The organism is Agrobacterium sp. Ap1 (assembly GCF_017313375.1).
GTDB lineage: Bacteria > Pseudomonadota > Alphaproteobacteria > Rhizobiales > Rhizobiaceae > Neorhizobium > Neorhizobium cellulosilyticum.
Map to the genome: position 1 here is coordinate 1 of NZ_JAFLMY010000025.1, position 26,078 is coordinate 26,078.

General features: G+C 57.8%; 27 protein-coding genes. 14 read left to right on the forward strand and 13 right to left on the reverse strand.

What is annotated here, in order from left to right; all coding sequences use genetic code 11:
* Window positions 1-123 precede the first annotated feature (123 nt).
* Window positions 124-1,119 carry a KpsF/GutQ family sugar-phosphate isomerase gene (locus tag JZX87_RS26570; protein ID WP_148148648.1) on the forward strand — a complete coding sequence of 332 codons (996 nt, stop codon included), beginning with the start codon at window positions 124-126 and terminating at the stop codon, window positions 1,117-1,119.
* A gap of 28 nt (window positions 1,120-1,147) precedes the next feature.
* Here the strand turns inward: JZX87_RS26570 and JZX87_RS26575 are convergent, their stop codons facing one another.
* The 3 genes from JZX87_RS26575 to JZX87_RS26585 all read right to left on the reverse strand — a co-directional run bounded on the left by JZX87_RS26575 (window position 1,148) and on the right by JZX87_RS26585 (window position 3,442).
* Window positions 1,148-1,894, reverse strand: coding sequence for a 3-deoxy-manno-octulosonate cytidylyltransferase (locus tag JZX87_RS26575; RefSeq protein ID WP_148148649.1), 747 nt, complete (start codon window positions 1,892-1,894; stop codon window positions 1,148-1,150).
* 708 nt (window positions 1,895-2,602) lie between these two features.
* Complete coding sequence (locus JZX87_RS31535; RefSeq protein WP_353654267.1) at window positions 2,603-2,803, reverse strand: helix-turn-helix domain-containing protein; 201 nt, start codon at window positions 2,801-2,803, stop codon at window positions 2,603-2,605.
* Between the two features lie 372 nt (window positions 2,804-3,175).
* Window positions 3,176-3,442 (reverse strand): helix-turn-helix domain-containing protein, encoded by a 267-nt coding sequence (locus tag JZX87_RS26585; RefSeq protein WP_148148650.1) that lies wholly within the window; start codon window positions 3,440-3,442, stop codon window positions 3,176-3,178.
* A 111-nt stretch (window positions 3,443-3,553) separates the two neighbouring features.
* On the opposite strand from JZX87_RS26585, the gene JZX87_RS26590 reads away from it, so the two are divergent.
* From JZX87_RS26590 to JZX87_RS26615, 6 genes are all read left to right on the forward strand, one after another.
* Window positions 3,554-4,198 (forward strand): hypothetical protein, encoded by a 645-nt coding sequence (locus tag JZX87_RS26590; RefSeq protein WP_206828887.1) that lies wholly within the window; start codon window positions 3,554-3,556, stop codon window positions 4,196-4,198.
* A 301-nt stretch (window positions 4,199-4,499) separates the two neighbouring features.
* Window positions 4,500-6,092 (forward strand): ABC transporter substrate-binding protein, encoded by a 1,593-nt coding sequence (locus JZX87_RS26595; RefSeq protein WP_206828888.1) that lies wholly within the window; start codon window positions 4,500-4,502, stop codon window positions 6,090-6,092.
* Between the two features lie 10 nt (window positions 6,093-6,102).
* Window positions 6,103-7,074, forward strand: a complete 972-nt coding sequence (locus JZX87_RS26600; RefSeq protein ID WP_206828889.1) for an ABC transporter permease — start codon at window positions 6,103-6,105, stop codon at window positions 7,072-7,074.
* Window positions 7,075-7,100: 26 nt separating this feature from the next.
* Window positions 7,101-7,955 carry an ABC transporter permease gene (locus JZX87_RS26605; RefSeq protein ID WP_286195091.1) on the forward strand — a complete coding sequence of 285 codons (855 nt, stop codon included), beginning with the start codon at window positions 7,101-7,103 and terminating at the stop codon, window positions 7,953-7,955.
* Window position 7,956: 1 nt separating this feature from the next.
* A complete protein-coding gene (locus JZX87_RS26610) occupies window positions 7,957-9,639 on the forward strand; it encodes a dipeptide ABC transporter ATP-binding protein (RefSeq protein ID WP_206828890.1) in 1,683 nt (560 codons plus the stop codon).
* 91 nt (window positions 9,640-9,730) lie between these two features.
* Entirely contained in the window at window positions 9,731-10,972 is a 1,242-nt protein-coding gene (locus tag JZX87_RS26615; RefSeq protein WP_206828891.1) for a CapA family protein, read from the forward strand.
* Between the two features lie 66 nt (window positions 10,973-11,038).
* Here the strand turns inward: JZX87_RS26615 and JZX87_RS26620 are convergent, their stop codons facing one another.
* The 3 genes from JZX87_RS26620 to JZX87_RS26630 form a co-directional block, all read right to left on the reverse strand.
* A complete protein-coding gene (locus tag JZX87_RS26620) occupies window positions 11,039-11,248 on the reverse strand; it encodes a helix-turn-helix domain-containing protein (RefSeq protein WP_148148657.1) in 210 nt (69 codons plus the stop codon).
* 180 nt (window positions 11,249-11,428) lie between these two features.
* Window positions 11,429-11,980 carry a hypothetical protein gene (locus JZX87_RS26625; protein WP_206828892.1) on the reverse strand — a complete coding sequence of 184 codons (552 nt, stop codon included), beginning with the start codon at window positions 11,978-11,980 and terminating at the stop codon, window positions 11,429-11,431.
* Window positions 11,981-12,238: 258 nt separating this feature from the next.
* Entirely contained in the window at window positions 12,239-13,642 is a 1,404-nt protein-coding gene (locus tag JZX87_RS26630; RefSeq protein WP_206828893.1) for an amidase, read from the reverse strand.
* A 537-nt stretch (window positions 13,643-14,179) separates the two neighbouring features.
* Between JZX87_RS26630 and JZX87_RS26635 the strand changes: the two genes are divergently transcribed.
* From JZX87_RS26635 to JZX87_RS32085, 6 genes are all read left to right on the forward strand, one after another.
* A complete protein-coding gene (locus tag JZX87_RS26635; protein ID WP_206828894.1) occupies window positions 14,180-14,920 on the forward strand; it encodes a helix-turn-helix transcriptional regulator in 741 nt (246 codons plus the stop codon).
* A 237-nt stretch (window positions 14,921-15,157) separates the two neighbouring features.
* Window positions 15,158-15,901 (forward strand): helix-turn-helix transcriptional regulator, encoded by a 744-nt coding sequence (locus tag JZX87_RS26640; protein WP_206828895.1) that lies wholly within the window; start codon window positions 15,158-15,160, stop codon window positions 15,899-15,901.
* A gap of 75 nt (window positions 15,902-15,976) precedes the next feature.
* Window positions 15,977-16,738 (forward strand): acyl-homoserine-lactone synthase, encoded by a 762-nt coding sequence (locus JZX87_RS26645; RefSeq protein ID WP_206828896.1) that lies wholly within the window; start codon window positions 15,977-15,979, stop codon window positions 16,736-16,738.
* 711 nt (window positions 16,739-17,449) lie between these two features.
* Window positions 17,450-18,343, forward strand: a complete 894-nt coding sequence (locus tag JZX87_RS26650) for a DUF3991 and toprim domain-containing protein (protein WP_206828897.1) — start codon at window positions 17,450-17,452, stop codon at window positions 18,341-18,343.
* A 234-nt stretch (window positions 18,344-18,577) separates the two neighbouring features.
* Window positions 18,578-18,760: a DUF1419 domain-containing protein gene (locus tag JZX87_RS32080; protein WP_502711341.1), complete on the forward strand. Its 183-nt coding sequence runs from the start codon at window positions 18,578-18,580 to the stop codon at window positions 18,758-18,760.
* A 55-nt stretch (window positions 18,761-18,815) separates the two neighbouring features.
* Entirely contained in the window at window positions 18,816-18,956 is a 141-nt protein-coding gene (locus JZX87_RS32085; protein ID WP_502711342.1) for a hypothetical protein, read from the forward strand.
* Window positions 18,957-19,318: 362 nt separating this feature from the next.
* Here JZX87_RS32085 and JZX87_RS26660 read toward each other — a convergent pair whose 3' ends face one another.
* From JZX87_RS26660 to JZX87_RS26675, 4 genes are all read right to left on the reverse strand, one after another.
* Window positions 19,319-19,579 (reverse strand): hypothetical protein, encoded by a 261-nt coding sequence (locus tag JZX87_RS26660; protein ID WP_206828898.1) that lies wholly within the window; start codon window positions 19,577-19,579, stop codon window positions 19,319-19,321.
* Between the two features lie 280 nt (window positions 19,580-19,859).
* A complete protein-coding gene (locus JZX87_RS26665; RefSeq protein WP_206828899.1) occupies window positions 19,860-20,096 on the reverse strand; it encodes a hypothetical protein in 237 nt (78 codons plus the stop codon).
* Window positions 20,097-20,222: 126 nt separating this feature from the next.
* Window positions 20,223-21,692: a sensor domain-containing diguanylate cyclase gene (locus tag JZX87_RS26670; RefSeq protein WP_206828900.1), complete on the reverse strand. Its 1,470-nt coding sequence runs from the start codon at window positions 21,690-21,692 to the stop codon at window positions 20,223-20,225.
* Window positions 21,693-21,904: 212 nt separating this feature from the next.
* Entirely contained in the window at window positions 21,905-22,279 is a 375-nt protein-coding gene (locus JZX87_RS26675) for a hypothetical protein (RefSeq protein WP_206828923.1), read from the reverse strand.
* Window positions 22,280-22,738: 459 nt separating this feature from the next.
* On the opposite strand from JZX87_RS26675, the gene JZX87_RS26680 reads away from it, so the two are divergent.
* Window positions 22,739-23,047: a DUF736 domain-containing protein gene (locus tag JZX87_RS26680; RefSeq protein ID WP_183686418.1), complete on the forward strand. Its 309-nt coding sequence runs from the start codon at window positions 22,739-22,741 to the stop codon at window positions 23,045-23,047.
* 540 nt (window positions 23,048-23,587) lie between these two features.
* Here the strand turns inward: JZX87_RS26680 and traG are convergent.
* Genes traG through JZX87_RS26695 form a run of 3 tightly spaced genes read right to left on the reverse strand, consistent with a single transcriptional unit; the run spans window position 23,588 to window position 26,016 of the window.
* Window positions 23,588-25,546 carry a Ti-type conjugative transfer system protein TraG gene (gene traG / locus JZX87_RS26685; protein WP_206828901.1) on the reverse strand — a complete coding sequence of 653 codons (1,959 nt, stop codon included), beginning with the start codon at window positions 25,544-25,546 and terminating at the stop codon, window positions 23,588-23,590.
* Entirely contained in the window at window positions 25,533-25,748 is a 216-nt protein-coding gene (traD, locus tag JZX87_RS26690) for a type IV conjugative transfer system coupling protein TraD (RefSeq protein ID WP_206828902.1), read from the reverse strand. Before traD ends, traG begins: the two co-directional genes overlap by 14 nt.
* A gap of 4 nt (window positions 25,749-25,752) precedes the next feature.
* Window positions 25,753-26,016, reverse strand: a complete 264-nt coding sequence (locus tag JZX87_RS26695) for a TraC family protein (RefSeq protein WP_206828903.1) — start codon at window positions 26,014-26,016, stop codon at window positions 25,753-25,755.
* Between the last annotated feature and the right edge of the window lie 62 nt (window positions 26,017-26,078).

Consider the following 26,078-nt stretch of genomic DNA (forward strand, 5'->3'; position numbering starts at 1 on the left):
TGGTGCATCTGAAAGACATGCCTCGGCTTCTGGAAAAGCTGATGGCTTTCGATGCGGTGGCCAAGGCTGCCTGAACTCTCGATGAACCATAGACGTGAAGCTAAAGGAACTACGGCTTTCCCAATGATCAATCGCGCATTACAACTCGTCGAGCACGATGTCGTCGATTCCGCCTTGCGAACGATTTCTTTTGGGCAACAAGGGCTTAACGCTCTTGAAGAGGCGCTGAAGGACGGTCTCGGGCTGGCTTTCCGGCAGGCCGTGGAGACGATTGGCAAAATCGATGGTCGAGTCGTGATCACCGGCGTCGGCAAGAGCGGGCATATCGGCCGCAAGATTTCGGCCAGCCTCGCCTCGACCGGCACGCCCTCTTTCGTCGTTCATCCCGTCGAAGCAAATCATGGCGATCTCGGCATGATTGCGCCGGGCGATGTGGTGCTGGCACTGTCCTGGAGCGGTGAGACCGCCGAGCTGCAAGGCATCGTTTCCTTTACCCGCCGTTTTTCCATCCCGCTGATCGCATTGACCTCGGGCGAGACATCGATGCTTGCGCGTGAAGCCGACATCGTTCTTCTGCTGCCGAAGGCGCAGGAAGCCTGCCCTCATGGGCTGGCGCCGACGACATCGACCTTGCTGCAGCTTGCGCTCGGTGATGCGCTCGCCGTTGCCCTGCTCGAAGCACGCGGTTTTTCGGCCGCGGATTTCCGTGTCTATCATCCGGGCGGCAAGCTCGGTGCGATGCTTTCCCATGTCAGCGACCTGATGCATACGGGTGACCGTCTGCCGCTGGTGAAAAAGGGTGCCTCGATGCCGCTCGCCCTTCACGAGCTTTCGGCCAAGCGGTTCGGTTGTGTCGGCGTGATCGATGACGAGGGACGTATCTGCGGCGTGCTGACCGATGGCGACATCGCCCGTCATCTCGACGGAAATCTCAGCATAATGACCGTGGATGAGGTGATGACCGCAAACCCGAAAACGGTCAGCAGGGCGACGCTGGCGACGGCTGCGATGGCGCTCCTCAACAAGCACAGCATCGGCGCGCTTCTGGTGGTCGATGAGGAAAAGCGACCCGTCGGTATCGTGCATTTCCACGATCTGTTGCGGGTCGGAGTGGCGTGATCTGTAACTCTTAAGCAATCAAAGGTCGCTAGCTGCGACCCAATATGGCGCGGGCTTTTTCGAGATCGGCGGGTGTATCGACACCGAGCGGGATCGAATGAACGATCTCGGCATCTATGCGCATTCCAGCTTCAAGCGCCCGGAGTTGCTCCAGCCGCTCGCGAAGCTCCAGCGGCGACGGGCCGAGCGACACGAACTTTTCTAGCGCGGCACGTCGGTAGGTATAGAGGCCGATGTGATGATAGAGCGGACCGTCACCATAAGGGGCGGTCGCGCGGGTAAAATAAAGCGCCTTAAGCCGCGTATTGGAGATCGGCGAGCCGACGATCTTCACGACGTTTGGATTGGTCTTTTCATGTTCGTCGGTGATTTTGACGGTCAGCGTCGCGATATCGGTCGAGGCATTGTCGAGCAGCGGGCGCAGCGATGCGCGAACCACGTCCGCCTCGATCGTCGGCAGGTCGCCCTGAACATTGATGATGAACTCTGCCTTGCCGTCGGAGTCGGCCTTCTGCAGCGCCTCGTAAATGCGGTCGGAACCGGACTGGTGATCCTGACGCGTCATGACGACATCGAAGCCGGCGGCCTTGACCACATCGAAAACGCTCTGATCATCGACGGCGACGACAATGCGTCCGGCCTTCGCCTCTTGCGCGCGCTTTGCCACCTGAATGATCATCGGCACGCCGGCGATGTCCGCGAGCGGCTTGTTCGGCAAGCGCGTTGAGGCCATGCGCGCCGGGATCAGGACAAGTGTTTTTTCTTCTACGGACATTGATATCAATTCCCACAAATTTACAGGCGGTGTTCAGATACCGGCAGTCGCGCTAAACTCAAAGGGCGGGTTGGCGTAATTAAGCTATTACTGTGCGTTGCGCCACATATGTTGGTTGAGACCCCTACTACATCAGCGTCTTTCGCTTAACACGCTAGATAGACGAAATCGTACCACGTACCTACCCTACTGACATTTTGAGGTAAATCCTCACCCCGTATGCTTGTCGCCTTCAAGCTTCCCGCCGAAATTGGAATCTTTGAAAGCTCTGCTTCTGAGCTTGTTGATCGGCCAAGTAGTCCCGACGGTGTTTGAAAAATGAGAGCCATTCCAACGCTATCGAGCATGTCTCATCCGGCGCCCAGTATCCCGGCAAGACATAACCTGTGTTTTGGGCTATCGTCGTCAGAACACCCATAGCTTCGAGTGAAGGTAAGCCGTGACGACTGAACCAGTTGCGCTATGGCTCGATCTGCTTGGCTTTGGTCTCAGCGACGGAAACGAGCGGGAGAGCTGGCCGCGTCGGGACGCGCGGCGGGGCGCCCTCGCGCGGGTTAGGCTTATTGTTTTTTCTTGCTCTAGGTTTGGTGGACATGTCTGCCCTCCTTCGGCAGTCACATCTGACCGCCTTCACGGAAGAATGTGTCCGCCTTTGCTGGCTTAAAGGGTGACAACTCTATCCGTCTTTTCGGGAGCATCCGATGCGCGTTAAATTGATGCCGCTGAGGGACGATACTCCGTGTTGTGCCCAATGACATTTCCGGGCCGGATCTCGAACCAACCTAGGGTCACGAGCTCATCGACGGCACGCTGAATCGTCTTGACACTCTTACCGGTCGGGTCGGCAATCGCTTTACAAGACGGCCACGCCTTTTCGGTGTGGCCGTTCAAATGCTTTGTTGCCTCCACTCACTTTGACTGTGACGGTCTACGCAAGTCCTTCGTGACCGCGTGCGCATCTCTTCCAAGACCTGCGGCGCGGGCGATTTCTTCGATACTCGTGCGAAACGCATCAGCGATCTTGCGCAGTGCGAACAATCCGTCGTCTGCATATCGTGCGAGACCCATGGTACACCTTAATCCCACAGAGCCGCTGATGTGGGGGCAATGTATAGTCAGAAATGGCGTTCTTCAATGTCCATCGGTGGAAGACCATGAGGGAGGGAAGCCGCTCGCTCATTGGCTCTGCAGACTGCCTGAGATAATTGACGTCGGAGTGAGCAACGGTGACGGACGGTTACAATTGACGCACTCAACGTTCTTATCCTGATTCAGCGGACCTTAAGGATTTCTAAATCGAACCCCAACCCCGCCGCCGTTCGTCGGAATGAATTCTATACCGGCATGCTCGAGCGCCTGCTGGATCGCTTTCAAATTGGCGGTGGTGATAGAAGGACGTCCATCTTGCACTTCTGCTCGACTTACGGTCGCAACACCCACGGCAGCCGCATTCGCTAGCTCTCGCGCGCTCCAGCGGACGAGACCCCGCGCGGCCCGAATCTGCGCACCAGTGATTTCGTAATTATCATCTGATTTCAAATTGATCATTCGTGCGTGTTCTGCTATCTCTTGGCTGCCCTATATTTTTGCGGTGACTGCACCCCATGTTGGAGCATCGGGCGCAGTCTAACCAAACCCTAGCTGTCTGGAGCTCGGATCATGGCTGATTCTGAGAATAGCAGAACTTTGCCTGCAATCACGTGCAGAAACCCTTTACAAACAACAGAGTGGTTTCTGGCCAGGAATATCGCGGATCAGGAACGCCGGGTTGCCGGCGTTCGCGACGTTGTTCTGATAAGGTGGAAAGCCTGGATGCTTGCTTTCCGGGAGCTCGGCCATCGAAGTTGCGAGCAGCAGGAACTCGAGAGCACGCTATTTGCCATGGTTCCTGCTGCAAGAGTGGAGATCCAACTTGCCGATCACGGCGGGGTGGCTGTTGTGTCCACCATCAAAGAAATTCAGGACAAGCTTCGAGGCGTAAATTTCGCCGATGCGCGTGCAAATGCAGCGGCCGAATTGCTTGCCAAGCGACGGCGGTGGGATGCCGCAGACCTATCGGTCGGTTACAGCCGGGCGAAGCAAGCGGAAAGCGAAGCATCGATCGTTGAGGAGCAATTGGCCGCCGAGCTGTCGGAAGCGCCGGCAATGTCGACTGTCGCTGCCGCTGCAAAGCTGCATTGTATCTTGAAACGTGGGGCACCGCGGTCTGATAGCGAGGAATTTCCCTGGCCGCAGCTCAGTGCGATGCTAATCGATCTCCTTGCGATGAACGGCGTATTCTCCCTCCCCGGTCGTGATCGCTGATCCAGGTCGCCCGTTTAAAGTCCGAAGTTCGATGTCGTCCGCAGTCGCGTCGTTCACATTCGCATTCTCTAAACCGAGGCTGATCGAACGCTCGTGAAAATTAAGCGAAATTTCCGCTTTTCATGCTTATCGCGTTATGCAATGTAGAGTATACCACTACAGAGTATGCAATTCATAATTAGGAATTCCTAACCAGCGGCGCCATTGGAGCGTGTCGCGGAAAGGATGGTGTGTGCGTCGAGACAACTCCTCGTCGCATTGAAGGAATGCTGAATAAACCAAAAAAGAAGGGAACGACGTAATGCAATTCATCCGTAAATTCCGGTCGCTTTTGCTGGCGCTAGCAATCGCGACCGTATTCTCCCCCGGTCTTGCGGCAACGACGGCGATGGCGGAGGAGTTGCGCATCGGGACGCAGCTGAAGCTGATGACGCTCGATCCGCATTATGCCGATCTCAACGAGAACAACGCGCTTCTCGCCCATATATATGAGCGCCTGGTCAGGCAGGACGAACATCTCTCTCCCCAGCCTGCTCTCGCCGTCTCCTGGAAGCGGCTGGCCCCAACGCAATGGGAGTTCAAGTTGCGCGAAGACGTGAGGTTTCATGATGGCTCTCCCTTCACAGCCCAGGACGTCATCTACTCGATTGAGAGAGTCCGCGACTTTTTGAAGCCCCCGAGCGGCGGCTTCCAGTCCTACACCAAACCGATCAAGTCTGTGATCGCTCCCGATCCGATGACCGTCGTCATCGAAACCGATGGGGAAGCCCCTACCCTCCCTCTTCAGATGACGACCCTGTTCATCCTGCCGCACAAGACAAATGGTTTCGCGACGACCGAAGAACTGAATTCTGGCGCGAAGCCGAACGGCACCGGTCCCTACAAATTTGCGGGCTGGCAGTCCGGCGAGCGGCTGACACTTGCCAGCAACCCCGACTATTGGGGCGAGCCGCCAGCATGGTCCGATGTCACGTTCCGCGTGATTGAAAACCCGGCTGCCCGCGTAGCGGCGCTCACAACGGGTGACGTCGATCTGGCCGACTACATCCCTGCCCGCGATGTCGAAAATCTCAAGCAACGCAACATCAAGATCGAGAGCACCAGCGCATCGCGGTCGAACTTCCTGCAATTCGATATCGCGAGCGAAACGCATCCGGGTATTACCGACAAGTCCGGCAAAACAATTGCCAATCCCTTCCGTGACAGCCGCGTCCGTCAGGCTTTGACGATGGCAACCGATCGTCCGTTCATAACCGAAAAAATCCTGTCTGGTTACGGCACGGCTGCTTCCCAGATTTTCCCACCGGGTCTTTCAGGAACGTCGGACAAGCTCAAGGTCACGCCGCCGGACTATGATCGCGCAAGAGCGCTGCTTATAGAGGCTGGCTACCCGAATGGGTTCAGTGTGGTGCTCGCCGGGCCGGGCGGTCGTTATCCGGGCGACGCCGAATCGCTTCAGTCCGTTGCCCAAAACTGGGCTCGTATCGGCGTCACGGTACAGCCTGTCGTTTCGCCGTTCTCCGTTTTCATGACCAAGCGCTCAAGTGGCGAGTATCCTCTCTGGTATGGCGGCTGCTCTGGAGAAGCTGTCACACTTTGCCTCGATGGCGTCCTCGCATCCCAAAACGAAGCGCTGGGCACCGGGTCGCTGAACTACGGTCGTTATGAAAACAAGACCTTCGACCAGATGCTGACCAAAGCCAAGGCGATGGAGGAAGGACCTGGCCGCAGCGAGGCACTCGCCAGCGCGACGGAATTCGTCATGGCCGACTATCCCACTATTCCGCTCTATCACTTCCATCTGATCGTCGGGCATAGCCAGAAGGTTGGTTCCTACACCGTCCACCCGCGTGGTTGGACAATGGCCATGCAGGCCGCCCCACCGACCGAGTGAGGGCGACACCATGATATCAGCAATCATTGGAAGGCTTTCACAAGCCTTCCTCCTCCTCCTTGTCATGTCCGTAATCGGCTTCATCGGCATTCACAGCGTCGGCAACCCGGTTTTCAATCTTGTCAACGCCGAAACCGCGACTCCTGAGGATATCAGGAGAGCGACCGTGGCTCTCGGATTGGATCAGCCGGTCTGGCATCAGTATTTCCGGTTCATCGGCAATGTCCTCACAGGTAATTTCGGGACCTCCTACATCTATCACCTGCCGGCATTCCAGCTGGTGATGGGCAAGCTCCCCGCAACCCTCGAGCTCGCAATCGTTGCGATGATGATCGCTGCGCCGACAGGGATACTCCTGGGTCTGCTCGCCGGTCGCCGCAAGGACAGGCCGGTGGATCGCGCTATCCTTCGCCTGAGCGTGGTCGCGCTCAGCATACCGTCCTTCTGGCTAAGCATGATGCTCATCCTGATCGGGGCCATCCTGACGGGCTGGTTCCCGTCAGGCGGCCGGGGGCCAACAGGGGCTCTCCTCGGAACCGAGTGGAGCTTCCTGACGCTTGATGGGCTCAGACAACTGACGCTTCCGGCGTTGGCACTTGCTCTTCCCAACATTGCGCTCATCGCACGGCTGACGCGGTCCGGAACGATCGAGGTGGAAACCCAGGACTTCACACGGTTTTGCCAGGCGAAGGGTCTCTCGCCCCGCCGCATCCTGTTCAGGCATACACTGCCGAATATCAGCGTTCCGATTGTCACGATCATCGGCATGCAGTTCGGTGGAATGCTGGCCTTTGCCGTGGTGGTGGAGTCGATTTTCAACTGGCCAGGCGTCGGAAAACTGCTGATCGACTCGATTCAGCTTCTCGACCGCCCGGTCGTCATGGCGACCCTCACCTTCATCTCGATCGCCTTTGTCGCCCTCAACGCACTCGTGGACCTGTTTTATGTCGTTCTCGATCCGCGAACACGCCGCAGCGCCTGAAAGGTATCCCTATGAAAACCGATACAATGCGCACATTCTGGAAACGCTCCGGTCGATCCGGCGTCAGCCTGCCGCTGCTGATATTGATGGCCTATGTCCTGCTGGCAGTCGCGGCATCTCTGATCGCTCCTCAAAATCCCTATGACCCGTTGCAGATATACGCCTGGGAGTCCTCGTCTTCTCCGGGAACCGCCGGCAGCGGTGGTTACACGTACCTGCTCGGAACCGACGGACTGGGACGCGACATATTCAGCACCGTCCTTTACGGATTGCGGATAAGCCTCTTCGTTGCCTTCACCAGTACGGCACTCGCAGCTCTTATCGGCGTGACTGCCGGAGTAACAGCAGCCTATACAGGCAAGTGGGGCGACGCCTTGATCATGCGGATCGTCGATCTGCAGCTCAGCCTGCCGACCATCCTTGTTGCCCTCATCGCCATCGTTACGCTCGGGCCGGGTATCGACCGCATCATCTTGGCGCTCGTGATCGTACAATGGGCTACCTACGCTCGCGTGACACGCGGCGTCGCGATGAGCGAGGCAGCCAAGTCATACCTCGATGCAGCGCGCCTCCTGCGTCTGCCAACCCGACGTATCATCTTTCGCCATCTTCTTCCGAACAGCATTGCTCCCGCAATCACCCTCGTCCCGATCGAACTCGGTCATGCCGTAGCGCTGGAAGCAACGCTTTCGTTTCTCGGCCTCGGTGTGCCGATCGACAAGCCGTCCCTCGGCTCCGCCGTCGCTAACGGGTTTCAGTATCTGCTTACAGGACAATACTGGATCAGCCTCTTTCCCGGTCTGGCTCTGTTCGGCCTCATCGCAAGCATCAATTTCGTCGGCGAGAATGTGCGCCGGCGGCTCGATCCAAGGAGCCGTTGATATGGAACAGCAACACCACCACGAACCCCTCCTCGTTGTAGACAACCTCACCCTCAAACATCAGGGCGCCGCGGCGACCACGACCATCCTACGCGATGTCAGTCTCGAGTTGCGACGAGGTGAGATACTCGGACTAATTGGCGAGTCCGGTGCTGGAAAATCGTCGCTCGGCAATGCGGTCCTCGGTCTGCTCGCACCCGGATTTAGCCAGACCGGCGGACGCATTCTGTTTGAAGGACTTGCGCTCAATGAATTGAGCGACAAGCAGCGGATGGAGTTGAGGGGGCGCCGGATCTCGGCGATTTTCCAGGATCACACAGCCTCCCTCGACCCGCTGATGAGTGTCGGATCTCAAATCGTCGAAACGATACGGGCACTGGACGATGGCCTGACATCGCGGCAGGCGAAGAGTCGTGCGCTCGAACTCATGCAGCGCGTGGGGATCCCCGATCCCGCCTTACGCTTCCGTCACTACCCCCACCAGTTTTCCGGTGGACAGCGGCAGCGTATCGTCATCGCCATCGCATTGGCCGGCAGGCCGGATATCATCGTTGCGGATGAACCAACCTCTGCTCTCGACGCGACGGTCCAAAAACAGATTCTTTCCCTGTTGCGAAACCTGACCGACGAAACAGGCGTCTCCCTAATCCTGGTCACGCACGATATGGGCGTGATCTCGGAGATCGCCGACAGGGTCGTGGTGATGCGTCACGGCAAGGTCGTCGAACACGGAGCAACATCCTCCATTCTCGACACGCCTGCCGAGGCGTATACGAAGGATCTTCTCGCTGCGGTTCCGCGTCTGCGTCTCCCTCCAGCCAGCTCCCCAACCAACGACGTGCCTCGTTCGGCCGATCCTCAAGCCAACATCGTGCCACAGACTAAGCTTGATCAGAACCCGATATTGCGCGTGAAGGACGTAACCAAGACTTATGCCGGTCGCAGTTTCCCCTGGCTTCGGCGTGGCCCACAATCTCATGCCCTTCGGGATGTCTCCATCGAACTCGTGCGCGGCTCCATAACGGGCATCGTGGGGGAGAGCGGCAGCGGCAAGAGCACGATAGGACGCATTGTTGCCGGGTTGGAAACAGCAGGCCGAGGATCACTCGACCTTAATGGCAGGCAGTTCGATATCTCTCTCGCCGGAAAGAAAAATGGGCTGCTCGGTCAGATTCAGATGATCTTTCAGGACCCGGCGATGTCTCTCAATCCGCGCATGTCGATTGGTGCCGCCCTGGAGGAAAGCGTCTGGTTCGGGAGCCGGGGATCACCATCGGATCGACAGGATGTCGGAGAGATGATGGATTGCCTAGGGCTTCCAAGATCGCTGCTGCTGAGTTTTCCGCATCAGCTTTCGGGAGGCCAGAAACAGAGAGTGTGCATTGCCCGAGCACTTCTGGCCAATCCCAGCATCATCGTTGCTGATGAGCCGACCTCGGCGCTCGACGTTTCGGTCCAGGCGGACATCGTGAGGCTGCTGAAGGAAACGGTCAGCGAGCGAGGTGTCTCGATGCTGTTCATCTCACATGACCTCGCACTCGTGCAGGACCTTTGCAGCGAAATCTACATTTTCAGGGACGGTGTCGTCGAGGATGCCGGCAGTGCCGACTTCATCTTTTCCAAATCTCAAAATCCATACACGAGACGTCTCATCGACGCACGACCCGGCCGGTTCACGCACTGACGGAAGGTCGTTCGCCGATCCGATGCCATGAATATTCAATGATCATTTCAGCAGGTTTCACGCCTGATTGCCACGCAGGAAAAGCCCAATCATGTCCAATATCTTCACGGTTGCCGTAACCGGCCAATCCCTCATCAAGCACGACATTCGCACTGTTCAGACGCCGGGGTTCAACGGCGTACGCGAGGCGCTCGGCAAATCCGACTTCGCGTTCACCAATTTTGAAAGCACCATATTCGGCAGCCACGGCGGATGGCCGCTTAAGGGCTCGTTTTTCGGCGCCAGCCAGCCCGTCGTACTCGATACCCTTCAATCGCTCGGCATCCAAGGTCTTTCCCTCTCGAACAATCACGCCTTCGACCTGGGCTCGCCCGGGATCCTGTCAACGCTTGAAGAAGTCGAACGTCGCGGCTTTCTGCATGCCGGCATCGGCCGGAACCAGACGGCTGCAGCTCGCTCCGGCAAGGGCTCGTTCAGCGGTCGCAAAGTTGCTCTCGTCGCCATGGATGGTGGCCCTGGCCCAGACTTCATGTATGCCTCGGACGCATCCGCAGGCCGGCCTGAACGGCCGGGTGTCAATCGCCTGAAACTAACCCAGATCATCGATGTGGATGGTGAGGCGTTCCAACAGATTGCTGCGATCCGGGACAAAGTCGGCTATACGACGATGGACCTCGGCAATGACAGCCAGCCTGACGACAAACCGATTGTCGATGAACTGACAGAGATCGCGCTTGCTCGGGGCCTTTACAGACGCTCGGAGGGATTCGCCCGAAACGTCAGGATGGATCAGGAGGATCTCGCACGGAACCTTGCCGCGATCACCGCTGCGGCAGAAGACGGATGCCACGCCATCGCCTATCTCCATCATCACCATTGGGCCTCGGACTGGTACCAGGTACCGGGCTGGGTCGGATCGGTCGCGAAGCGTTGCATTGACGCCGGCGCCACCATGTTTGTCAGCCATGGTGCTCCGGTTCTTCAGCCGGTCGAGATCTACAAGGGCAAGCCGATTTTCTACAGCCTTGGCAACTTCATCTTCCACCTTCGGCCGGGAAAGTCCAAATGGACCGCTCGCGAAATCTGGGAGAGCGTGATCGGGCTCTGCTTTTTCGACGAGAACGGATCCCTGACCGGAATGGAGTTTCATCCGGTCGTCATTGGTGGCAGCGAAGGACTGAAGCAGGAAGCGCTCGATCAACGCATTGCCCCCGAAATCGCCATCGGCGAAGACGCCCAGCGGATACTACAACGGTTTCAGAGCCAGTGCGCATTGCTCGGCACGCAGATCCGGATCTCGGATGATGCAGCGTTCTACGATGTTGCGCGATAAAGTGTATCGACGGGTCGGGTGGACCGCTTCCCACGCCGGACTGTCGGTACGTGTCCGCCAGATCGGTTACCGTGCTTTCAACAGGTCGGCGGCTTCGACATTGAGGATCCGTGCCAGGCTGTCAACCATATCGATCGTTGCCGAATACTGGCACCGTTCCAGCGAACTGACATAGGTTCGATGGATGTCGGCCCGGTGTGCGAGCTCTTCCTGTGAAAGGCCTTGCTTCAGCCGAGTGTCACGCAAATTCGCAGCGAATATTTCTCTGATGTCCATGGCCGGATTCATGCGCTGCGACGCGCATTCATCTACAGAGTATACTCTGCATTTCTGGGCAGTTCGTGCGGGGCTCAGGTCTGCAGACTCGCTGGTTGCCCATTCAGGAGGCGTGATACATCGTGCCATCGATCACATTGCCGCGTGCACGATCCATAGATCAATTCTGTCCATGTCCGATCAGTCTTCGAATCGACGTAGCATTGCAATCAATTCGTCATTCTCGCGGCGCAGTTTGTCGACCAGGAGCCCTTTCAGGCGGCGGTTCTCCAGCTCAAGCGCCGACAAAACATCGCGTTCGTCGAATGAGATGGCGGCTGCCCTCATCGCAGCCGACGCTCTTGGGGCGCGCTGTGCCCGCTTCTTTGCGGTTCTTGCCAGGCGCTGCTTCCGAACTTTCCCCGGCTTTTTCGAAGCCGGGACACTCTCCGCTGCCTCGATCACCGGCGCAATCGGCTCCACCACGGGACAGGCTTCCCGCAAGGCTGCAACCGGAGGCACTTCCGTCAGCACAGGCTCCGGCTGGGGCGTGATCGCGGACTCCACTGCGAGTGGGGTTTCGGACGGCTGGCGCGCTGCAATTGTTGCCGGCATGTCGTCGGCGACGGCTTCGGACAGCGCACGTAAATCCGTATTGCCCCAAATCGACTTCGCGGTTTCTCGTGGCTGCCTGCGATTTGATTTGTATTCGACGACAAAATTGCGTTGAGGGCGATTGGTTGGGTTTTTCAAGAGGCTTTCCCGCGTGCCATGTCCAGGCAATGCTTCTAAATTCGTATTATATGGTGACGCTCAATAACACAAAGCGCCTGTCATGCCTGTCCCGTTTCAGATTCTATTTACAGGGACACGCTGCTTCATGCAAACCTTCGAGAAATAGTCTCTTCGATCACTCCAGCGCGCTCCCCAGCACGGGCATCCTACGTAAAATCCGCCCGATGAGCTCACCCGATCTCCGCTCGGAGACAGCTTGAGTGCAGGTTCAGTCTTCTACCTTGCCGCATGCGGACGGATATTCCTGCAGCCCATGCCAGCCTCTACGACATGCGCGGCACGATAAATGCTGAATTCATCAAAATTGCGTCCGACGATCTGAACGGAGAGCGGAAAACCATCGGCATTCAGGCCGGCTGAAACGCTCATCGCCGGCGAGCCAGTGAGGTTGAAGGGCGCATTGGCAGATGGCGTTCCGTTTACCAGCGAGTTTCTGGCGACATCCTTCATTCGTGGTGCAACGCTGAGGGCACCGACTACAAGCAGGAGATCAACGAAGCGGAAGACTTCCGCCAGCTCGTGGACAAGCTCTCCCCTGCGCCGGCAAGCCTGAACGTAATCCACCGCAGTGAGCAGATAGCCGGGGAGAAAGCGCTCCACCGAAAACGGCCCATACTGCTCGATGTTGTGCCTCAAATCGTATTCATGAATGGCGGCGGCTTCGCCATACATGATGATCCGTTGCGCTGCGAAATAGTGACGTAGCGGTGACAACCTAACCTCAACGGTTTCGGCGCCCGCGTCCTTCATCAGAAGTGCTGCTGTCTCGAAGGCCGAGATACACTCGTTCGAGAAGCAGTCCCGTTCCTCTTCGTGAAAGTGTCGCACGAGACCTATTTTCATGCCTTGAAGGCCAAGTGCTGGGGCTTGCGACCATGGCTGTGGGGCAATCTCGACTGACGACGGATCCTCGGGATCGAAACCTGCAAGCGCCTCGAGCGCGATCGCATTGTCCTCGACCGTCCACGTCATCGGCCCGACCGTGTCCAGCGAAAAGGCCTGCGGTGTAATGCCGCGACGGCTTAACCGACCATAGGTCGGCTTCATTCCGGCAATCCCGCAATAGGCAGACGGTGTTCGAATCGATCCGCCAGTATCGGTTCCGATAGCCAGTGGCACAGCTCCCGCAGATACGGCAGACGCAGACCCACTGGATGAACCTCCTGTAAATCGTTCGATATCCCAGGGGTTGCGTGCAGGTCCAAAGGGTAGGCTGAAATCCGGGCCACCCATCGCAAATTCCTGCGTCTCATTCTTGCCCATGTAGATGCCCCCTGCGGCGCGCAATCGCTGAACAACCGCAGAGTCCGTTTTGGCAACCTCATTGATCGTCAGCCGCGAGCCGTTGGTGGTCGCCACCCCTTCAACATCGATAATGTCTTTTACCGCGAATGGGATTCCGTGCATGCGCCCCTTGTAGAGGCCACGCGACATCTCGGCCTCGGAGGATCGAGCCTCGATCCGGGCACGTTCAGCATCAATAGTGCTGAAGCAGTGGAGCGTCGGATTGAGCCTGAAGGCACGGTCCAGATAATGGTCGAGAACATCGACCGGCGATAATTTGCGTTGACCGATGAGCCGGGATATCGCTGACAGGCCAAGCTCCCAAATTTCGGGCATCATTCGTCCCCCGTTTCGCGGCGAGTTTCGGTTTTGGCGAAAGCGGAGGCGCCGGCATGAGGTGATGCTGGAACCTGGAATAGGTGTGCCGGCTCGGCCACTCGGTTTCGGGGAATCCGCAACGACTCCGCCAGTTCGCGCAGGCGTCCGTACGATCGGAGTGCGGCTTCAAACTGCGCCTGGTTCAGCGACAATCCGGCGCGTTCAATGAGTGCTGCGCAGTCCTCACTCGTGATCCTGTCAATTTGCATTGATTCTGCCTTTCGCGGTACGCACGGATGTGTCCGATCCCAGCGGCCCAATGTGAGCTTGCTGTACGGTTCGGTTGCCTGCGGATTAAAGTCGTAGTTCGCGCCATAGACACGAGGTCTGATCCGATCGCGAGGAAGAGGATACTCTGTGGAATGCAGTACGTGTCACCCATATGCTCTACCTATGGTCGAGGTAATTTCTCCGACCTCAAATTCACATCCCGCTCAATAAATCGCACGGCATCGCCGATCACTTGCCTGGCCGCGCAGCGTAGGGAGGATAGCCATGGATCAAAGCCTTCTTTCCTGGTCTCTTGGGAGGCTGGAGGATGTCGATCGCATAGAGGAGATGACACCGGTCCTTGGTGAACTTGCCAGCGTCTATGAATTCAACCACATGACGTTCGTGATTGCCCGTCTCCGAGGAACCTCGGACAACTATCCTTTCTATTGCACGACCTATCCTTCTGAATGGACCTCTTCGTATTCAGCCCATAACTTCGTCTCGATCGATCCGGTGATGCGTGCATTTCCCTTGGCATTGTTGCCGATTGATTGGGCTACTTTGGACTGGCGTTCGGCAGAAGCGGAGCGGTTTCGCCTCGAGGCTTTATCTTACGACATCGGCCCAAACGGCCTCTCGGTCCCTGTTCGAGGACCGAGAGGTGCTCAAAGCCTGCTTTCCGCTTCATCTGCGGTCGATGGTACGGAGTGGTTTAAGTTCCGCGATCACCGTACTCACGACATGCTGGTCTTGTCCCATTATCTCTACGAGAAAATCCTGCGCATCAGCGGATTTATCCAACACGACCGCCCTCATCATTTGTCAAAGCGCGAGCGCGAATGCCTCTGCTATCTAGCGAACGGTTCCATCGCAAAGCAAACAGCAATGTATCTGCAAATTTCAGAGAGCGCCGTGAGGCTATATCTCCAATCTGCCAGAAGAAAACTCGGGGTTCGTACGAGCCACCACGCGGTCGCGAAAGCCATTATCCTTGAGATCATCTCCGCAGACAGCGAGCGCTGATAAAATCCGTGCCTCACTCGAAATCGTCAATCTGTTGATTTCGATAGGTTGTCGAAAGCAGCGTCTCAGGCACGATGCGCCACGGCCATGGTCACGACGACCTCCAGTTATGCCTATGAAGCCGGCCTTTTGAAAATTCGTTAAGCCAAACTTCATTATTGTGACAGTTTATCATATTTTATACAGGCGGTTTCATAGCGGCCATTCTCCCAATCGAAACTATTCAATCAAGGAACAATGACTACCGAATTTCACTCGAAAACACTTCTAGCAGCGTCAGTGCGAATATCCGAAGCTACTGAATTAACTGACGCTTTGATTGCTTTACAAAAAATCTACGACATTGATTTTACGACCTATCATCTCGCACACACGATTTCCGACATTGTCGATACGCCTTTCGTCCGTACGACCTATCAGGACGCCTGGGTCGCTCGCTACCTCCTACGCGGCTATGTCCGGGTCGATCCGGTCATTCAGGAGGGGCTTGTCCGGCAGCTACCGTTCGACTGGCGTGAGATTGCGGTCAAAGACAGCGCTGTTCGAGCGTTTATGCTCGATGCTCGAAAACACGGCGTTGCGCAGAATGGTTTTTCCATTCCAATCATCGACAAGTCACGGCGCGCGCTGTTGACCCTCAATTCAAGCGTTGACGGCCCAGCTTGGACTAGAAGGATAACGCGATATCGAAGTGAATGGATTGAAGTCGCGCAGCTAATTCACCGCAAAGCCGTTCTGCAATTATACGGCACTCGCGATCCTATACTTCTCCTTAGCCAGCGCGAGCTCGAGTGCCTCCATTGGGCCGCTCTCGGAAACGATGCCACGGGTATTTCAACAATCCTCAACCTGTCGCAGCATACCGTAAAAACTTACCTGAAATCCGCTCGTTATAAGCTCGGCTGCATCACCTTGGCCGCAGCGACCACCAAAGCCAGACATCTTCGTCTCATCCATCCGTATGGCAATACCCCCATATGAGGGAACGCATAGAAGGATATTTTTCGTCTCCGGGAGCAGCTCCATGCTGCAGTGCACCAAGCACTGGAGATAAAGATGTACCTCCTCATTCAAGCACATCAATATAACAGGTATCCGGATCTGCTCGACCAATCCTTCCGGCTGAGAAAGCGTGTTTTCGCTGACCAATTGGGATGGTCGGTCTCCGTCGTCGGCGACTATGAAAGAGATATCTATGATGATCTCAACCCGGCCTATTTCATGTGGTGCGATGACGACGCGCTCACGCTGTACGGCTGCGTGCGGCTGATGCCGACCACTGGACCGACGCTCCTTTACGACGTGTTCAGAAGTACCTTCCCAAATGCTTGTGATCTTGTGGCGCCATCAATCTGGGAAGGGACGCGAATGTGCATTGATGACGTGGCGATTTCCCACGATATGCCTGATCTGAAACCCGAGAGGGCCTTCTGTTTGCTGCTCGTCGCGCTTTGCGAAGTCGCGATGACAAACGGCATCGATACCCTCGTGTCGAATTACGAACCTCACATGCGACGTCTTTACAGGCGGGCGGGCGCAGAGCTCGAGGAGCTCGGACGCGCAGATGGGTACGGCCGACTTCCCGTCTGCTGCGGGGCCTTCGAGGTTTCGGCCAGGATCCTGTCGAAGATGAGAGCGGCTTTACACGTGACACAGCCGCTAAGCGGTTATCGACAGTCCATTCCGGAACCAAGTACACCAATTCGCGTGGCACGTTTGCCGTTTGTCGACCATCGGCATCAGCTCTATCTCGAAAGCGTGAAAGTGGTGGGCACGGCTAAAGGAGACAAACCACTTTCTCAATGGAAGCAAGGCTGATGCCTCCAGTGATTAGTGTCGCACCCTCGCCCATTGAACGCCGCGAATTTGAATGCCGGGGATGACCGATGGGCAGACCCTACAGTGCGGTCTTGGCGAGGCGGAAGTCATGTCATTCGGCGAGCTATCATGGAGGCGAACCAAACCCGCTCTCATGTGATGGCGTTCTAGGCTCAGGGCCGGATCTTCCACGTTCAACCCGCAAGGGGTCGGCAGCCATGCTGCGGCCGCTTGGCTTCGCCAGCGCGGTGATCGCCCCCGTCCACAGCCTCTTGAAAAGCCATCGAGCGGGAATTTGCCCGCTTGCAATCGGAGCCTCTCAGATGTCATACGATCTTGTCTTGCACAATCCCAAGCTTTCCAGCTTTCCCGCGACCTGAGGGTCCCGGTTACCGTCTTTGAAGTTGACGGTGAATATAGCGTGCTGCCCTCCGACGAAATCGACGCAAGCGACGACCTCGACATCGTGCATGAATTTTTCCCTTCGCCAGCTCATTGAGCCGGCCGTGGCCGTTAAGGCCAGTGTGGTACCGCTTGCGAGCAGGCGCCCGCAAGGGAGGCTTCCCCTCGGTTGGAGTGTGAAGAACCCCATTTTGGGGAACAGCCTGCTGCGCCCTTGCAGGCTTTCCTTTTCGCGGTGGACCAGAAGTGCCCCGCATATTGCGGATAAATTGAGGTGAGAGGACCGATCTTAGTGTGATCGGATAAGGAATGGACAGAAAAGAGATAGAAGAATTGCGGGAGCGTGTTTCATGCGTCGCTGTGCTTGAGACGGCGGGATTTGCGATCGACGCCAAGGAAAGCACAAGGCGCGCGGTCAAATACCGACGGGCATCGGAAATCGTCATCTTGACCCATGAGGGGCAAGGATGGTTCGATCCGCTTGGCGATGCGAAGGGCGATGTGTTTGCACTCGTCTCTCATCTCGAGAGCGTCGGGTTTCCGCAAGCGTTGGAGCATGTGGCCAGCCTCAGCGGATTTCGATCCGCTTCGCCCGTATGGCAGACTGGACCTAAAAAAGTGACGATAGTGCCAGTGTTCCAACGATGGCTAGCACGGAGCAGTCCTGCACCGGCGTCCGGCGTTTGGCGCTATCTAAACAGGGATCGTTGTCTGCCAGATGATATTCTTCGACAAGCCATCCGACAGAATCTTCTTCGCGAAGGACCGTCCGACAGCATGTGGGCCGCTCACACCGACGACACGGGCACGGTCACCGGCTGGGAGGAGCGTGGGCCCGACTGGCGCGGTTTTTCGAGCGGCGGCACCAAGGTGCTGTTCCGATTTGGCGCTGCTGCCGGGTTGCGGATCTGCGTGACAGAGGGCGCAATCGATGCGCTGAGCCTCGCGGCAATCGAGGGTCTTCGGGACGGTACGATCTATCTCAGCACCGGTGGCGGCTGGTCGCCAAATACCGAAACTTCGCTTCGACATCTGTTGCGTCAGCCCTCTGCGCAACTTATCGCGGCGACAGATGCCAACTCGCAGGGTGAGACTTTTGCGGATCGCTTGCGCGCCCTCACTGACGAACTGGATCGAGACTGGCTGCGCCTGCGTCCAACTGCAGACGACTGGAATGAGGTTCTGAAGCAAAGAGGTGGGTGAAAACAGGAGGTGGAAGGAGGCCTGCCGCATGCGCGCCGGCCGCATCAAGGGAGGCTTCGCCCGGCTAGTGCCGGCGCTTGACCCGCCCGGACACGAGAGCGGCCGAGCGGGACGGGTGATGAAGGACTGAAGAGACGGGTACGACGACAGGACACCACCCGCTTCGGTGCCTGAACCCTGGAAATCGACGAGGCCTGCTACACCTACCTGCTCGATATCCTGCCGCCGCTGTGGATGCGTGGGCCGATCTTTGCCATGCGTGAGTTCATGACCGGGTCGATGACCTCGATCTTTTACGCTATCCATATAGACGGCGCTCTCCGTCACTTCCATGCCTATTGCGACCTTTCCGATGCCACTTCCGTGGAGATAATGCGTACGGCGATTATCGCACGCCAAAGTCCGGCGGTCCGGTAATGCGCCGCGAGGAGTGCCTCGAGCATATCTGGAGCACGACCGCTGGCCGAGGCCGATGCAGGGCCATCGCACAGTGATGCTCTATCGCGGCAAGGAAGGCAGCTTCCTCAAGCTTCTCAACGCGCTGACCGACGAAGAGAGCGCCGCCAAGCTGCAGGTGCATCTGCGCCGCCTCCCCTCAAACCTGGCCACCTGAGCCAAATCTGATCCTCAACAAATCTGCGCCGCGGCTGGCGAAGCACAGCGTCGGTTGGTGTCTAATCAAACGCGCACCGGTGGCCTCTTGCAGTTCGCCGCCGAACTGGATGCCAAACCCAAACAGCTGCGGGACGACGAAGATAAACTGGCTGCGGAGGTATTCACCGAGGCTAATGCAGCCAGGGCCGCACCGGCTGCATAGCTGCGCTGCACAATAAATGGATGCGGCGCGATCAAAAAAGGATCATAACGCCCGGAGCTGATGCACATTGCGACCTCCCAGTCGCGCAGCAGCTGTTCCCCTCTGGAGGTTCAAGATCTCCACACTTCATGGGCCGCGTTCTCCGCAGGCCCATTTTTTTATGCCTCGCTCGGCTCGTTCGGCATTGCCAGGCGCGTTCTGCCAACACGGCTCCTCCAACTGCCGCGCCGCTCGGCGGCCTGGAGCGCCAGTAGGTCCAGATATCGTTCGCGCATTTCCTTGAACTCGATATCCCCTCGGATCCAGTCACTCAGCAAGGCGATGAAGGCTGGATCCTGATCGATCGGAGCGCCTCGGGCTGCTGCGCGGTCGATGGCGCGTTGCGCGATTGCTTTGCGGGTCTCGGGATCAGCGACCATATGGACCTCAGCTTCTGTTTGGCATGGGCCGCGACCTCTAGCAGGCACTTCCGCATGACGCGACTTGAAATCCTCCTTCGTCAACAATATCTGACGATCACTTCCCGATGAAACGACGTCCTGCTCGCGGCAATCGCCGCGGCGTTCGACATTGTGCCGGGACACAGAGAAAGGCGCTCCCCTGATGGGTCGAGCGCCTTTTTTCTATTTGTGACGGCGGCAACTGATCTGTTGCATCTTGACCGGGATCGCATCGAAGATGAGATTTGCGCATAAAAGATCATAGGAACACATGCCATTCTATCTTGTAACGCAGACATTGCTGGTCGAAGCCGAAAATGAACATGACGCCGCTGAGACGGGAGCTGCCCAGCTCCGCTCCGGCGCGAAAATCACCGTCTCCGTGACGTCCGATGAAACCACGATCACGCATATCACTGTCGCTGCGACAGGCGACGGGCAGCCGCCTGTCTTGCACCCGATTGTGGAAGCCGCTGAGCAACCACACGTCGCTCAATCGGAAGCCGTCCTCGTCACGCCAACTGATAGGAAACTCATATTGAGGCGCATGATGGCGGATGCGGTTGCGCTTTTGAGACCGCGAACTTAGTCCGTTCGTCCCTTTACGGCGCTTGCTGTTATCCTAGCGTGTCCGAGTGTCGACGCGTCGTATGCCAGCGCTGACGGCGGCCGCGGCATAATGTGCCTTCTTGTGCTCGTACATCAGAAAATCGGCACGCCTCACGACGGATTCCATCGCTTCTCCGGTCTCGCTGGTCGCGACCCCGTAAGACATGCTGAGCGGCATGGTGGAGTAGAACTGATTATTGATGTTCAGTAGTTCCATGATCGTTTCCACCATCGCCCCAGCGGTTTTGGCGTCTGCACCTGGCAAGAGGACTGCAAACTCGTCGCCGCCTATGCGGCAGGCATGGTTCGGCGCAGATATGGCGCCGTTGAGGATCTCGCCGAACCGGCGCAGCAGACCGTCGCCGGCATCGTGCCCGAGTTGATCATTGGCATCCTTCAGGCCGTTGAGATCGATCACGATCGCCGAGACCGGACGTAGCGACTTGCGCTCCAGCCGGTTCATCTCATCCGCATAGAATGCGCGGTTGTAGAGCTTGGTCAGAACATCGTGCTTGCCGAGATATTCGAGATAGGCCTCCGCTTTCTTGCGCGCGGTGATGTCGGCGAGTGCCACCTGAACTCGCGACCAGTCGCGCTCGTGGCCGGGAAACACGGAAAAGTGCAGCAAAATATGTCGCTGGGAGCCATCGAGCGCGTAATTGATCACTTCACGATGGTGAAAAAGATTGCCATTCCAGAGCTCCATTAGCTGTTCGCGGAATGGCTTTTCCATATCGTCTCGGAAGACTTCGCCGAGGCGCTGCAGGAGATCTGACCGGTCTTTTGCGCAGAACAGGTCGAGCGTCGCCTGGTTGACATCAATCACCCTGATCTCGCTCATGCATTGGCGCACAAACTCCGGATGAACGTCCATGAATGTGCGGAAATCGCTGATACCGCGATCACGTATGTCCTCGATCAGCGCCCGGATGCGGCTGAAATCCTCGATCCACAGTGACACGGGTGAATGCTCGAAGACGCCCTCTGCCTGGCGACGTTGCTCGGCTTCGGCGCGGCGGGCATCTTCGCGGTCAGTAATGTCTTCGGTCGTCAGAAGCAGCCGGTCGAGTGTCCGTTCATAACCGGGTAGCACGGCGCCACGCAGCTGGATATCCAGCCGCCGCCCAGCGATCGTGTAATTCACCGTCGTGCTCGTAAATGTTTGTGCGCCATCGAAAAGTGCTGCAAGCTCGTTGATATGGGTGTCCAGCATATCGTCGCGGAAGACGGAGGCAATATTAGCTTTCAGATGATCGAGGCTTTCTGCCTCGAATAATTCCAGCGCCTTGGAATTGACGTCGAGAACCCGGATGCGGGTTGAGCAGGCGATGACCCGGTCGCGATTCTCGCGCAGGAAGGCCCTGATATCAACGACGCCGTCTGCGCGCCAATCATCGAATAGTGCCTTCACCCCGCTGAAATCCTCGATCCACATGGCAATCGGCGCGAGGTTGAAAATGTCGGAATCAAAAACAGCGGTCATGAAGAGTGCCTAAGAGAAGACTGATACAGCCGGACCTACGTATCCGGAAAGGCCACCTTATGGGCAAGAGGTAAACCGCTGCTTGCCTACACGCTTATTAAGTGAGGTGTGAAGGTGAATGAGGAAAGAACCCGATCGCCGATCGTTCCTCCTGCCGCCGCTTTCGCTCAACTGCCGCCTACGCGATCCCGGCCGCTCGTCGTTCGCAGGGCTCAAGAGCCCCGCTTGTCCGGCGCAGCAGCGATGCTCGGCCGCAGTTGCGGCAGTCCGGCCGCCCGGCGGTTCGGGGGGTGTCCTCGAGAAAAATGAAGACAGGAAGGGCTGGCAAGGTGCCGGTCCCAAGCCTCAAAAGGACACATCACTTGCAGATCATGAGGGCTGACCCGCGCGCTTTGAAGGAAAACCTTGACCGCATGCGCCAGTCTAAGTCGTCGCCGCAGGCAGACGTGCTGATGCTGGCGACGATCGAAGCCGTGGGCATCGTCCATCTCCATCCAGCCTTCCCCAGATCGGCGGCTTTGGAGCGTCGCGCCTGGGTTTGCGGGATGGTTGCGTTCGACAATGAACGGCTTGGTCTGCTGCGGCATTTGTCCTCCTGGCTGCGATTCTCGGTTGCAACGATATCCCACAGATCGTTGCGGGCAAGCGGGGCTCTGTTTGCGATGAGCGTATCTTTCTCGAAGAGGCAAGCAATGACGATGGTTCTATGGGGCATGACCGTGACTGCCACTCGTAGTTATGGCAAATGCGGCGGAACGCCATTGTCAGATCCCTTCACGTCAGAGCCTCGGGCAACCCATCTGCGGGCTCGATGAGGCATGTCTGAACGGAGATCGGCTGCGCCTCGATCGTCTTCCCGCAACGACAACGTTCAGATTTCTTGCCCCGGAGCCTTACTGGCTCCTCCTTTCCCACCAACAAATTTGCACCTTGCCGTCCTCCATTTCATTGCGGCCTTATCAGGTGCGGTCCGATCGTCACCGGTCTTTCGACAGCCATCGAGGCCGCGATGGGCGCGGCCCGATACACAAGAAAGGAATATGACAATGGCTACCATCGGCACCTTCACCTCTTCCGAAAATGGCTTCACCGGCTCCATTCGCACTCTCGCCCTCAACGTCAAGGCCCGCATCGCCCGGGTCGAAAACCCCTCCGACAAGGGCCCGCAGTTCCGCGTCTACGCCGGTAGTGTTGAACTCGGCGCCGCCTGGCAGAAAACCTCCGAGCAGGGCCGCGACTACCTCTCGGTCAAGCTCGACGATCCGAGCTTCCCGGCTCCGATCTACGCAACGCTCGCTGAGGTCGAAGGTGAAGATGGCCTTCATCTCATCTGGTCCCGCTCGAACCGGGACTGATCGACATCATGAGGCTCCGCCACCAGCGGGGCCTTCTTCGCGACCGAAAAGCCAAAGCCGGACCTGGTATCGAGCCATGTCCCGCTTTTTCGGGTGGGGAAGCTGCTAAGAATGCGTGATGGTACAATCGTCACTGCCTGCGTCAGAGAATGAACGGTTTCCCCAATTTGCTCCAGCCCCCCCCCTGACGGACGTTCTTCGCAAACCGTCTCCCCCGCTCCCCGGCTTTGCCGGTCGCTTGCGAGATGATCTACGAACTAGCAATCCAGATCGAAGAACTCCGGACTGAGCTGCGCAACGCTGAAAACGGTGCGGAACGCCGTCAGATCCAGGCCGAGCTCGAAATCGCAGGCAGAGCTGATTGTCGCGGGCGCCGAGGTGGACGGCTTTGCAGAAAGCGAGCCGTCTTTCTGAGGCGGATATGTGAACACCCCCTTCGTCAAGCCTTTTCACAATCACAAATCGCATTCTGCAATAGCCTCGTCTGCCGTCACATTCGCCTCGCAAGCTTCCCAGTATCGCATCGCTGCCTCCCGTCCTTTATCCAGTTCGATCAGCAGCCTGCGACGAGACGTCCGCGGTGGTGGTGCTCTTCTGGAACCGGTTTTCTCCGACACAGGATCTCATGTCAGCGCGGCGGAACCAGATCGCGCGCCCGCAGCGCAGCGGCGCGTTGCCCGCCGTAAAGACAATCTGCTCGTCGGCACGCATGCGCAGCACCTCGTGCGGCTGGATCAGTGGCCTCGACGCCAGTTGCTTGGATCGCGTGCGAGAGGATCCGCGCGCCTGGAAACCGTGGCTGACCTGATCGATCTCGACCGTAGTCGTGCCGCAGCGCCGCGAAATGTAATCCGCGGTCTCTGGATCGTTGATCGCAGCGAACGAGATCCAGCTGGCACTCTCGAACCATTTGCTCGCCGCGTCCCGCCCGCCATAGGTTTCGCGCAACTGGCCGATCGACTGATAGATCATCGTCAGGCTGATGCCGTACTTGCGGCCAGCGTCTCGCGCCGTCTCCAGGATCCGCATGTAGCCAAGGCGCGCCACCTCATCGAGGAGGAAGAGCGCCCTGCCCTGCATCGCGCCATCGCGATTGTAGATCGCGTTGAGGAACGAGCCGATGATCACTCTTGCAAGCCCGGCATGCGTCTCCAGCGTCTTAAGGTCGATATTGATGAAGACGTCGGTCTGACCGTCTGCCAGCGCGTCAGTCGAAAAGCTCGATCCTGAGACAAGCGCGCCGTAGTTCGCGTAGCTCAGCCAATGGGTTTCCTTGATCGCATTCGCATAGACGCCGGAAAAAGTCTCAGGCGTCATGTTGACGAACGCGGCGACATTTTCCTTCACGAAATCCGATTCCGAATTGTCATAGATCTCCTGCAACCGCGCCCGCAATTTTGGCTCGGGCTCCGAGAGATTGGCGCGGACCTGCCGCAGCGTCTGATCCTTTTCGACCGTGTGCCCGGACAGGCAAACATCTGCGATCATCGCCGTTAGCAGATGAAGGCCGGAGGCTCGAAAGAAGTCGTCGCGGACACCCGTGGCGCGGCCGCTGTCGCTCATGATCCAGGAGGCGATGGCCGCGATATCCTCTTCCTTCGTCCCGCCGTTCCGGCCGATCCAATCCAGCACGTTGAAGCCCGATTGGGGGTTCTTCGGGTCGAGCACGACGACGCGACGGCCTGCCTTGCGCCGGTGTCCGCTCACCATCGGCGCTACTTCGTTCGAGGGGTCGAGGACGACCAGCATCCCGCCCCATTTCAGCGCCGTCGGTATGGTCACCGACGTCGTCTTGAAGCCGCCGGAGCCGGCAAAGACGACACCATGCGATGAGCCGAAGGATCCGTCGAAGCACAGGAGCGGCGACTTGCCGCCGCTGCCCCAACTCGTGGGATCGTCTGATCGAAATGCCAGAGCCGCGACATTGTCACGATCGACGCGATACTTTTCGCCGATGACCATTCCGCCGGCTCCGGAAAACAGCTTCTCCGCCTCCGGCATCTTCATCCAGTCGGCCTCGCCATGGAGTGAGCGCTTCCCACGCATCCGCTTCGGCTCATCCCGTGCAAAGGCAGCATTGCCCTTCACGGCGACCCTGAGCGCGAACGCCCCGGCGACGACGGCCGCTCCACTTCCGATCACCGTAGAGGGGTCGGTATAGGAGAGCAGATTTCGGCCGGCTGGCAACTGTCCGATTAATCCGGCAAGCCTTGTTCCTTCCCGGATGAACGCGATAGCCAGCACGCCAAGAGTGCCGCCGGCCACGCCCCAACCAGCCGCCTTGATGCTCCGCGACCCTTGTGCGGAAAACAGGATGGTGACGCCTGATGCGGCGGCGAGCACATAGGGCGCCACCAGTCCAATCCGACCGAGCGTCAGCCTGGCTTGCTCCGATTTGCCAAATGCTGCCAGCCAGTTTTCGATACCAGGAAAGAGCAGGCAAATCGTTGCCATAAGCACGACCGGCATGATGACAAGCACGATTCTACTGATCGTCATGGCCGAAGGCCTCCGCACCGATCGCCAGCAGCCGATCCCGTTCCTCGCCGTCCGCTTTCACGCGCAAGGCGCCGTCGATCAGAAGACCCAGCAACAGCGCGCGCTTCTCGAAGCGCAGACCGGCCTTGACGATCAGTCCGCCGAGCTCGATTTTCTCGCGGGTGTCCTTCCTGCGGGCTTCGGTGATACTGGCCCGGGTCATCCGCTCAAGCCTCCTGAGATTGGCCCGCAGCCTGGACAGCCCTGACCGCCGTCTTCGCGTAACTGCCCCCTGCTTTGCTGCCGTTCCGAAACCGATTGGTGATTTCCTCGAAGGCCGATTGAAGCTCACTTGCCTCGACCTCGAAATTTCCGAGGCCCGCCTTCAGAGCAATGCGCCCGATCCGCTCGGCATCTCGCGTTTCGGCTTGCTTCAGTTCTTCCTGAAGTCGAGCGAGTTCCTCGCGAAGTTTTGCTGTTGGCTTCTTCATGTTGGCGATCTCCTGTCGTCGCTACGGGATGATGAGGTCCAACGGTCCCTCAATTTTCTCCC